The sequence below is a fragment of the Brooklawnia sp. genome (assembly GCF_032229645.1).
Taxonomy (GTDB): Bacteria; Actinomycetota; Actinomycetes; order Propionibacteriales; family Propionibacteriaceae; genus Brooklawnia.
Map to the genome: position 1 here is coordinate 3,254 of NZ_JAVTWX010000119.1, position 1,532 is coordinate 4,785.

Here is a 1,532-nt window from a genome sequence, read left to right on the forward strand (position 1 = left end):
ACCACCGGCGCTCGGCCGGTCAGCCCGACGACTGCCTCATCGGAGAGCACGCGAGCCTCGACCCGGTCGACACTCTCCGCAGCTTGATGAACAACGTCAACGTCTCCCACATCAACCATGTCGAAGACGGACAACAAGTAGCCCGTTCTCACGTGCATTCCCCCCGGAACATCGACCAGCCCCCCGCCGGTCGAACGATGAGATCTTCGCACGAACTCCCACACGGATTCAAATGCCGGGATACACGTAGATGTACGTAGGGCGTCCGAGCGGGAAAGATCAGCCATCTCCGGTTGCCAGGCCGGACAAGGTGTGGGAAGCTGTGGTGCAGCAGGTGCTGGGGGGTGCCTGTCGTGAACTCGGGGGAGTTCGCAGTTATCTCGGGGGGGATTTCTTCACATGACTACTCTGGACGTGCGCGTTCAGGCTGCTCGTCAGCGCCTGAACAGCAGCCTCATGACCGCCCGCGGCAGCGCGGCCCTTCGGCAGACCAGCGTCGCTTTGATCGACGCCCTGTTGATCGCGATGTCGGCACTGGCCGCCTACGCCGGGCGCTTCGGCCTCGGCCTGCACAACAACATGTTCGGCCCCGAGGGACCGGTCTGGGCCTACTACGCCATTCCGGGCGCCTGGATGGCCACGCTGGCGCTGTGCGGCGCCTACGCCCTGCACCATCTGCAGACCGGCATGGTCGAGTACCAGCGGGTCGCCCTCGGCTCAGTGCTGTTCGCCGGCGCGGTCGGCATCGGCTGCTACCTGACCATGTCCGACCTGTCCCGCTCGTTCTTCATCCTCCTGTTCGCGATCGGGATCCCGGCCATGCTGGTCGGCCGCCTGATTCGCCGTCGCGCCCTGATGCACCTGCGTGCCCGGGGCCTGTTCCAGACCTCGGTACTGGTTGCCGGCTCGCCCTCGCACATCGACGAGGTCGCCCGCGTGCTGCGTCGGGAGAAGTGGCTCGGCTACCAGGTGGTGGGCGCGGTCACGTCCGCCGAGATCGAAGAGACCCCGGCCGGCCTGCCCATCCTGGGCCGCGTGTCGGACGTGGTCGAGTTGATCGAGGACTCGTCCATCGACACGGTGATCTTCGCCGAGGGATCCTTCCCCGACAGCCAGCACTTCAAGCGGATGGCCTGGGACCTGGAGGACCTCGACACCCAGATGATCGTGGTGCCCGCGCTGACCGACATCAGCTCCGAGCGGCTGAACCCGCGTCCGGTGGCCGGCCTGCCGCTGGTCTACGTCGAGCGGCCGCAGGCCGTGGCCGCGTCCCGCTGGGGCAAGCGGGCCTTCGACATCATCGGTTCCAGCATCCTGCTGCTGCTCAGCGCGCCGGTGATGGCCGTGGTCGCACTCATGGTGAAGCTGGAGGACCGCGGACCGGTCCTGTTCCGGCAGACCCGGGTCGGACGCCGCGGCGAAGAGTTCCAGTGCCTCAAGGTGCGCTCCATGGTGGTCGACGCCGAAGCGCGGCTGGCCGCGCTGCAGGCGCAGAACGAGGGCGCCGGCGTCCTGTTCAAGATGGCCAAGGA

Annotated in this window: 1 protein-coding gene; it reads left to right on the plus strand. The window is 67.0% G+C overall.

The features are described 5' to 3' along the window. Nucleotides 1-414 precede the first annotated feature (414 nt). The coding region (locus tag AAFP05_RS08965; protein WP_341729518.1) for a sugar transferase at nucleotides 415-1,532 on the plus strand (1,118 nt) is incomplete at its 3' end.